Source organism: Actinomadura roseirufa, assembly GCF_900659635.1.
In the GTDB taxonomy this organism is placed as follows: Bacteria; Actinomycetota; Actinomycetes; order Streptosporangiales; family Streptosporangiaceae; genus Spirillospora; species Spirillospora roseirufa.
In genome coordinates, this window is the sequence record NZ_CAACVB010000314.1 from 1 (window position 1) to 7,894 (window position 7,894).

General features: G+C 72.5%; 7 protein-coding genes. 1 reads left to right on the forward strand and 6 read right to left on the reverse strand.

Translation table 11 applies throughout. The annotated features are described in order from the left end of the window. Window positions 1–913, reverse strand: a 913-nt coding sequence (locus tag E1291_RS36270; RefSeq protein ID WP_242614598.1) for a LacI family DNA-binding transcriptional regulator, incomplete at its 3' end; no start/stop codon positions are given. Window positions 914–1,065: 152 nt separating this feature from the next. Here E1291_RS36270 and E1291_RS36275 point away from each other — a divergent pair. After that, the gene (locus E1291_RS36275) at window positions 1,066–2,310 is read left to right on the forward strand and encodes an ABC transporter ATP-binding protein (RefSeq protein WP_131742578.1); all 1,245 of its coding nucleotides are present in this window, start codon (window positions 1,066–1,068) and stop codon (window positions 2,308–2,310) included. Between the two features lie 75 nt (window positions 2,311–2,385). Here E1291_RS36275 and E1291_RS36280 read toward each other — a convergent pair whose 3' ends face one another. The 5 genes from E1291_RS36280 to E1291_RS36300 all read right to left on the reverse strand — a co-directional run. Further along, a complete protein-coding gene (locus tag E1291_RS36280; protein ID WP_131742579.1) occupies window positions 2,386–3,375 on the reverse strand; it encodes a carbohydrate ABC transporter permease in 990 nt (329 codons plus the stop codon). Then, window positions 3,372–4,757: a carbohydrate ABC transporter permease gene (locus E1291_RS36285; RefSeq protein ID WP_131742580.1), complete on the reverse strand. Its 1,386-nt coding sequence runs from the start codon at window positions 4,755–4,757 to the stop codon at window positions 3,372–3,374. Before E1291_RS36285 ends, E1291_RS36280 begins: the two co-directional genes overlap by 4 nt. Before the next feature lie 14 nt (window positions 4,758–4,771). Then, window positions 4,772–6,115, reverse strand: coding sequence for an ABC transporter substrate-binding protein (locus E1291_RS36290; RefSeq protein WP_131742581.1), 1,344 nt, complete (start codon window positions 6,113–6,115; stop codon window positions 4,772–4,774). Further along, entirely contained in the window at window positions 6,112–7,347 is a 1,236-nt protein-coding gene (locus E1291_RS36295; protein WP_131742582.1) for an ABC transporter ATP-binding protein, read from the reverse strand. The genes E1291_RS36290 and E1291_RS36295 overlap by 4 nt, the downstream gene beginning before the upstream one ends. Window positions 7,348–7,697: 350 nt before the next feature. Then, on the reverse strand, window positions 7,698–7,894 hold a 197-nt coding region (locus E1291_RS36300; protein WP_131742583.1), incomplete at its 5' end, for a M24 family metallopeptidase.

Consider the following 7,894-nt stretch of genomic DNA (forward strand, 5'->3'; position numbering starts at 1 on the left):
AGGCCCGGTAGCCGATGTCGCGGGCGGGCCGGGCGACCGCGGTCAGCGGCGGGTCGCACAGTTCGGCCCAGGCGACGTCGTCCACCATCGCGATGGACACGTCGGCGGGCACCCGCAGGTCCAGTTCGCGGGCGACCAGCACGGCGGCCTCGCCGAGCAGGTGGCCGGCCGCGAGCACGGCGGTGACGTCGGCGCGGCGCTGCAGCAGCCCCGCCGCGGCGGCGTAGGCGGCGTCGCGGGCGGGCCGGGCGAAGACCAGCAGGTCGGGGTCGGGCGGCACGCCGAGCCGGGCGAGCGTCTCGCGGAAGGAGCGCTCGCGGACGGCGGGCGCGTCGCCGGGCGCGGCGGCGCCGAGGAAGGCGATCCGCCGGTGCCCGAGGCCGACCAGGTACTCCACGAGGGACCGGACGCCGCCGGCGTCGTCGGCGAGCACCGCGGGCACGCCGGGCAGGCCGGGCAGCAGCCGCTCGGCGAACACGACGCTGGAGCACACCCGGGCGGCGGCCCGCCAGTCGGCCTCCTCGCCCGCCGGCACGGCGATGACGCCGTCGACCCGCTGCCCGACGAGCCGGTCGACGATCTCGGCCTCGCGGGCGGGGTCGCCGCCGCTGGCGTCGACCACGACGTGCTCGCCGAAGGTGCGGGCGCAGGCGAGCACGCCGGCGACCAGCTCGGCGAAGAACGGGTCGGTGACGTCGGGGACGATCAGCCCGATGCCGCCGCTGCGGCGCAGCTTCAGCCCGCGGCCGAGGGCGCTCGGCCGGTAGTCCAGTTCCCGCGCGGCGGCCAGCACCCGCTCGCGGGTGGCGGCGCTCACCGAGCCGGTGCCGGAGAACACGCGCGACACCGTCGCGATGCCGACGCCCGCGGCGGCCGCCACATCCTTGATCGTCGCCGTTCGCGGCTGCGTCACGGCGGTCCGCCTTCCGTCCCGGGGGGTTTCGATCATCTTCTCATGCGCACGCCTCCCCTGGAAACGATTCCATGTTGTTTACTCCGACCAATACAGTGAACGCCCTGATGGACAAGGGTTGATGGGAAACGTTTCCATCGGAAGGGGAACCAATGGCCAAGATCGTGCTAGACCGGGTGGACAAGGTGTACGCCGGCGGCGTCAAGGCCGTCGACGGCCTGGACCTGGAGATCCGCGACGGCGAGTTCATGGTGCTGGTGGGCCCCTCCGGCTGCGGCAAGTCCACCGCGCTGCGGATGATCGCCGGGCTGGAGGAGATCAGCGGGGGCAAGATCTCCATCGGTGACCAGGTCGTCAACGACCTGGCGCCCAAGGACCGCGACATCGCGATGGTCTTCCAGAACTACGCCCTGTACCCGCACATGACGGTCGAGCAGAACCTGGCCTTCGGCCTGAAGCTGCGCGGCACGCCCAAGTCCGAGATCAAGGAGAAGGTCCGCGAGGCCGCCCGGATGCTCGGGCTGGAGCAGTTCCTCGGCCGCAAGCCCGCCGCGCTGTCGGGCGGGCAGCGCCAGCGCGTCGCGATGGGCCGCGCGATCGTCCGCGAGCCGCAGGCGTTCCTGATGGACGAGCCGCTGTCGAACCTGGACGCCAAGCTGCGGGTGTCCATGCGCGCCTCGCTCAGCCAGCTGCACGAGCGGCTCGGCGTCACGACCGTCTACGTCACCCACGACCAGGTCGAGGCCATGACGCTCGGGTCGCGGGTGTGCGTGCTGCGCGAGGGCAAGCTGCAGCAGGTCGACACGCCGCAGCGGCTGTTCGACAACCCGGTCAACCTGTTCGTGGCGGGCTTCATCGGCTCGCCCGCGATGAACTTCGTCTCCGCCGAGCTGCACGGCGGCGACGGCGGCGCCCAGGTCTCCTTCGCCGGGTTCACCCTGCCGGTGCCCGACGGGGTCCTCGCCGACCGGCCCGGCCTGCAGGACTACATCGGCCGCTCGCTCATCCTCGGCGTCCGCCCGTCGGACTTCGAGGACGCCGCGCACGCCAAGCCCGAGTGGGCGCCGCTGACGGTGCGCAGCAGCGTCACCGAGGAGCTGGGCAGCGAGATCAACGTCATCTTCGCCATCGACGCCCCGCCGGTCGAGCACAAGGACACCGCCGACCTGGCCGAGGACGCCGCCGAGGGCGAGAGCGAGGCGATCCCGCTGATCGACAACAAGGCGCTGTGGACGGCGCGCGTCAACTCGCGCTCGCACGTGCGCCCCGGGCAGGAGGTCAACCTGGCGGTCGACACGACGCGGCTGCACTTCTTCGACCCGGCCAGCGGCCTGGCGATCGGGCACCGGGACGCGGCGTCCGGCGGCGGGCCCGCCCTGCGGAAGCCGGCCGGCTGACGCCCGACCCCGCTCACGGTGATGCCCACGGCCCGCGGCCGTGGGCATCACCGTCGCGTCACTCAGGCACGGCCCTCACTTCACCGAGCCGGCGAGCACGCCCTGCACGAAGTAGCGCTGGAAGGCGAAGAACACCGCCAGCGGGACGATCAGCGACAGGAACGCGCCCGGCGCGAGGATGTCGATGTTGCCGGTGAACTGGCGCATCTGGGACTGCAGCCACTTGGTCATCGGCTGGGAGTCGGTGCCGGCGAACACCAGCGAGACCAGCAGGTCGTTCCACACCCACAGGAACTGGAAGATGCCGAGCGAGGCGATCGCCGGGCCGCCCAGCGGGAAGATCACCCGCCGGAAGATCGTCCATTCCGAGCCGCCGTCCATCCGCGCCGCCTCCAGCAGGTCCCGGGGGATCGCGGCGAAGAAGTTGCGCAGCAGGAAGATGGCGAACGGCAGCCCGAAGGCGACGTGGAACAGCACGACGCCGGTAATCGAGCCGAACATCGCGAACCCACCGAAGTCGATCTTGCCGTAGAGCTCGGCGACCGGCAGCAGCGCCACCTGGACCGGGACCACCAGCAGCGCCACCACCAGCAGGAACAGCCAGTCCCTGCCGGGGAACTCCAGCCACGCGAACGCGTACGCGGCCAGCGACGCGATCGCCACCACCAGGACCGTCGCCGGGACGGTGATGAGCACGGTGTTCCAGAACGAGTCGACGAAGTCGGGCTTGTCGAGCAGCGCGGAGTAGGAGCCGAAGGTGAGCTGGGACGGCTTCGACAGCGCCGTCCACCACCCGCTGGCGTTGTTGTCCTCGTTGGAGCGCAGGGACTCCACCAGCAGCCCGAACGTCGGCACGAGCCAGAACAGCGCGACCACCACCAGCAGCGCCTGCACGGCGCCGCCGCCGAGCCGGGCCGCGACGCGGGAGGCCACGCCGCGGCGCGGCGCGCCGGACGCCCCTCCCCCGGCGGCCGCCTCTGCCGGCGGGGCGCCCGTCGTGCCGGGTGCTCCGGTCTCGGGCGCTTGCGTGCGCGGGGTGCCGGCGGTGCCGTCCGCGGTGCTCATTTGCGCTCCTGCCGCAGTCGCCAAACGTTGAACAGCATGGCGGGCAGCACCAGCAGGAACAGCAGCACCGCGATCGCGCTGCCCGCCCCCGGGTCGTCCCCGCCGCCGAACGACTCGGTCCACATCTGCAGTGCCAGCACGCTGGCGTCCGGATCGCCTCCGCCGATGACGAACACCAGGTCGAAGACCTTCAGGACGTTGATGACCAGCGTCACCAGCACGACCATCAGCACGGGCGCCAGCAGCGGGATCGTCACCCGCCGGAACACCTGCCACTCGGTCGCGCCGTCCACGCGGGCCGCCTCCAGCGCGTCCCGGGGGATCGCGGCGAGCCCGGCGGCGATCAGCACCATCGCGAACCCGGACCACACCCACAGGTACGACCCGATGATCGCCGGGGTGATCAGCGTGCCGCCGAGCCACTCCGCGCCGCCGTAGGAGGCGGTGAAGTTGTCCTTGGGCAGCCGGACCGTGACGGGTCCGGCGGGCACCTTGCGCAGCTCGAAGGTGCCGTCGGGCCGGGTGGTGGCCCGCGCGACGACCTTCCCGCCGCGCACCGCCTCCACCCGGACGCCGGGCAGGCCGCTCTCCCCCGCGTTCGGGACGTTCGGGGCGCCGCCGCCGCCCTTGGTGAAGTCGAACCAGACGGTCCCGGTCAGCCGGCCCGGACCGGCCGCCGGCGGCCGGGCCGCGGGCCGGGCCTTCGCGGGCAGGTACTCGGGCTTGACCTTCAGCAGCGGGACGAGGGCGCTCTGCCCGGCCGCGAGCGGGCCGGCGGTCACGACCGCGCCGCCCTCGTCCCGGACGGGCTGGTTCCCGCCGGCGCGGGGCCCGGCGCCGGGGTAGGCCGTCCCGTCGCGGAACAGGTCGTGCACCGCGACCATCGCGGCGTTCGCGACGCCCTTGTCGGGGTCCTGCTGGTACACCAGCCGGAAGATCACGCCGGAGGCGAGGAACGAGATCGCCATCGGCATGAACACCACCATCTTGAACGCCGTCGACCAGCGGATCCGCTCGGTGAGGACGGCGAACAGGAGCCCGACGATGGTCACGACGGTGGGCGCGACGACGACCCAGATCGCGGTGTTGCGCACCGCGACGAGGTTGTCGTGCCCCTGGAAGACGCCCGTGTAGTTGTCGAGCCCGGCGAACGAGTCGCCGGAGGCGTCGAAGAAGCTGCGGACCACCGAGTAGACGATGGGGTAGACGACGAGGAATCCGAGGAGCAGCAGCGCCGGCAGCAGGAACAGCAGCGCCAGCCAGGACGGCGGGGTGAGCCGCTCCCGGGCGCGGCGGCCGGGCCGCCCGGCGTCCGGTGCGGTGACGGCGGCGGCGCCGCCGGCCGTGGCGGCCGGCGGCACCCCGTCTTCGCGAGACTTCATCAGTTCCCCGGGCCTTACTTGTAGGCCCCGGCGGCCTCGGCCTCGAGCCTGGCCTGCGCCCCCTTGACGTCCGCGGGCTTCTGCACGAACGCGCGCAGCGCCTCCCATTCGCCCTTGCCGGGCGTGGCGCCGAACGCGGCGGGCGCCAGGTCGGACAGGTCGTAGCGGGCGGCGTCGCCGGACTGCTGCAGCTGGGCGGTGAGCTGCTTGGCGATCGGGTCGGAGTAGGCGTCGGCGGGGACGTTCTTGTTGGGGGTCAGGTAGCCGCCGAGCCCGGCCCAGACCTTGCCGGCCTCGGGCGAGGCGAGGTACTTCATCAGCTCCTGGGCGCCCTTGCCGTCCTTCAGCGCCACGGCGACGTCGCCGCCGAGGATCGCTGGCGCGGTGTCGCCGGCCTTGGGGAAGGCGAACACCTTGGCGTCCGTGCCGACCTTGGCCTTGGTGGTGGCGATGTTGGCGGCGGCGAAGTCGCCGCCGTACACCATCGCCGCCTTGCCCTGGCCGAACGTCTGGGTGACCGACTCGTCGAACTTGGTCTTGGTCGCGGTCGCGACGCCGCCGTTGAGCAGGTCGGGCTTGCCCCAGATCTTGGCGAGGGTCTCCAGGGCCTTCCCGACGGTCGGGTCGGTCCACTTGATCTCGTGCTTGGCGAGCTTGTCGTAGTTCGCGGGCCCGGCCTGCGACAGGTAGACGTTCTCGAACCAGTCGGTGAGGGTCCACGAGTCCTGCGGGCCGGCGGCGAGCGCGAAGGGGGTCGTGCCCGCCTCCTGCAGCGTGCCGGCGGCCTTGACGAGGTCGTCGAACGTCGCGGGCGGCTGGACGCCCGCGTCGGCGAACACCTGCGGCCGGTACCACAGGATCGACTTGTAGGCGGCCTTCACCATGACGCCGTACGCCTGCCCCTTGGCGGAGCCGAGCTCCTTCCAGTAGGGGGAGAAGTTCTGGCCGACCTCGGCGACCACGTCGGCGCCGAGCGGCTTCAGCGCCCCCTTGGCCGCGTACTGCTGCATGAGGCCGGGCTGCGGCAGGATCGCCACGTCCGGCGGGTTCTTGGCCGCCAGCCGCGGGCCGAGGTAGGCGTCGGTGTTCTCGCCGGTGGAGGCGTAGGTGACGGTCGCGCCGGTCTTCTTCTCGAACGCCTGCAGCACCTTGCGGAAGTTGGCCTCCTCCGGACCGGTCCACTTGGCGGCGACCTCGACCTTGACGCCCTTCAGCGCCCCTCCGCCGGCGGGCGCGCCGCCGTCGCCGTCCTTGTCGTCGTCGCCGCCGCACGCCGCGGCGGCCGACAGCAGCAGCCCCGCCGCGACGGCTCCGCCGAGCACGCGCCGGGTTCGCGTCCTGCGCCTGGTGACCCTCATCGCTCTCCCTCATCCTCTGTGGCCGGAACGGCGGCGTCCGATCCCCAGATCGACGCGCCGGACTCGATATCGAAGAAGTGCAGGCGGCCGGTGTCGACGCGGATCGTCACCGGGTCGCCGGCCTTCACGCGCGTGCGGGGGCTGAACCGCCCGACCAGGTCGGTGCTGGGCCTGTCCAGGTGCCCCAGCACGTCGGTCCCGGCGTCGCGGGCCAGCTCCTTGGTGTCCTCGGTGACGACCTGGGCGGCGTCGACGGCGAAGTGCACCAGGACGTCGGAGCCCATGGCCTCGACCAGGTCGGCCGTGGAGCGCAGCACGCCGCCCTCGGGCGCCTCCACGAGGTCGGCGTCCTCCATGTCCTCGGGGCGGATCCCCACGACGACGTCGCGGCCGAAGCGCTCCGCGAGGGCGGGCCGGGCGGCCAGCACCTCGCCCGGCAGCGTCAGCGTCTGCCCGCCGAGCTCCAGGCGCGGTGCGGCGGCGTCGCCCGTCAGCGTGCCCTGGACCAGGTTCATGGCCGGTGAGCCGATGAACCCGGCGACGAACAGGTTGGCGGGCCGGTCGTAGAGCTCCTGCGGCGGCGCCACCTGCTGCAGCTCGCCCTTCTTCATCACCGCGACCCGGTCGCCGAGCGTCATCGCCTCGGTCTGGTCGTGGGTGACGTAGATCGTGGTGACGCCGAGGTCGCGCTGGATGCGGGCGATCTCGGCGCGCATCTGCACGCGCAGCTTGGCGTCCAGGTTGGACAGCGGCTCGTCCATCAGGAAGGCCTGCGGCTCGCGGACGATCGCGCGGCCCATCGCGACGCGCTGGCGCTGGCCGCCCGACAGGTTGCGGGGCTTGCGGCCCAGGTGCTCGGTCAGCCCGAGGATCCGCGCGGCGTGCTCGACCTTCGCGTGGATCTCGGCCTTGGGCAGCTTGCGCAGCGTCAGCCCGAACCCGATGTTGTCGCGGACGGACAGGTGCGGGTAGAGCGCGTAGCTCTGGAACACCATCGCCACGTCGCGGTCGCGCGCGGGCACGCGGTTGACGGTCCGCCCGCCGATGGTCACCTCGCCCTCGGAGATGTCCTCGAGGCCGGCGACCATGCGCAGCGCGGTGGTCTTGCCACAGCCCGAAGGCCCGACCAGGACGAGGAACTCCCCGTCGGCGATGCTGAGGTTCAGGTCGGTCACCGCCCGCGTCCCGTCGGGATAGACCTTCCCGACACTGGTCAGGTCGACCTCTGCCACGGCGTCTCCTCTTCGTCCGGCACGGCGCTGTCCCAGCCGGCGGAGCCCGCGCGGCACGGCGCGAGACCGGTGCGGGACCGGGGGGACGCCGGGCAGGACGGGACCCGCCCATTACGCGAAAACAACAGCCGCTGCCTCCGTGTAATGACGACACAAGGTCGTACAGGGCCGAATGCCCCCGCCGCAACACGGCCAACACCCGCCGGACCATTTGGTGCAGAGATCGTTATCCGCTCGTTTCAGGCGCGGACGGGCACCGGAACGGCCGCGAGGGCGGGACGGCCGAGCCGTCCCGCCCTCGAGGCGCAGGTCCCGGGACCGGACGGTCGTGGACCGGTCCCATCACGCGGTCAGCCGACGACCACCAGGCCCCGCCCGGTGACGTTCATCGGCTCGAAGCCGTCCTCGGTGCACACGACGATGTCCTCGATGCGGGCGCCGTGCGGGCCGGGGTAGATGCCGGGCTCCACCGAGAACGCCATGCCGGGCTCCAGCGGCTCCAGGTTGCCCGCGACGATGTAGGGGTCCTCGTGCGACTCCAGGCCGA

Excerpts from the sequence above, each read along its gene's own strand:
- E1291_RS36275 (WP_131742578.1), top strand. The coding sequence starts at position 1,066 with ATGGCCAAGATCGTGCTAGACCGGGTGGACAAGGTGTACGCCGGCGGC.
- E1291_RS36280 (WP_131742579.1), bottom strand. The coding sequence starts at position 3,375 with ATGAGCACCGCGGACGGCACCGCCGGCACCCCGCGCACGCAAGCGCCC.
- E1291_RS36285 (WP_131742580.1), bottom strand. The coding sequence starts at position 4,757 with ATGAAGTCTCGCGAAGACGGGGTGCCGCCGGCCGCCACGGCCGGCGGC.
- E1291_RS36290 (WP_131742581.1), bottom strand. The coding sequence starts at position 6,115 with ATGAGGGTCACCAGGCGCAGGACGCGAACCCGGCGCGTGCTCGGCGGA.